The organism is Salinarimonas soli, assembly GCF_008386575.1.
GTDB classification, from domain to species: Bacteria; Pseudomonadota; Alphaproteobacteria; order Rhizobiales; family Beijerinckiaceae; genus Salinarimonas_A; species Salinarimonas_A soli.
The window spans coordinates 1-350 of record NZ_VUOA01000237.1; the positions used below are offsets into that span (position 1 = coordinate 1).

Consider the following 350-nt stretch of genomic DNA (forward strand, 5'->3'; position numbering starts at 1 on the left):
TAGAGGACGTTAGTTTAGTTTAAGGCGAGTATCCTTTGATAATTTGTTGTGTTGTGACGCTCGCGAAGAATTTGTTGATCGCTTTGACAACTGTCTTAACGATTTGCTTGATAGCAGGAGGTGCTAGGTCGTCCATGAGCTGTTGCCAATTCTCATTGGCAAACTGCAGGGTTGTGTCAGCCAATTCTTTGTTTCCGTTGAACAAGTTTTTCAAATCGAACGTAGTCTTCTCTATCTTGTATTTGTATGAAGGAGTGCCGAGTTTTAAATGATCTTTTCCGTTGTTGTCCTTAACTTGATTCAATTTGCTCTCTATTTCAACGTCCACGTTTACGCAGTTAATGAGGGCA

At 40.6% G+C, this 350-nt stretch carries 1 protein-coding gene; it reads right to left on the reverse strand.

The genetic code is table 11. The features are described 5' to 3' along the window. Positions 1-19 precede the first annotated feature (19 nt). Positions 20-350 (reverse strand): JHBP domain-containing protein (locus F0L46_RS27935; RefSeq protein WP_149822435.1); only part of this gene is annotated, 331 nt, incomplete at its 5' end.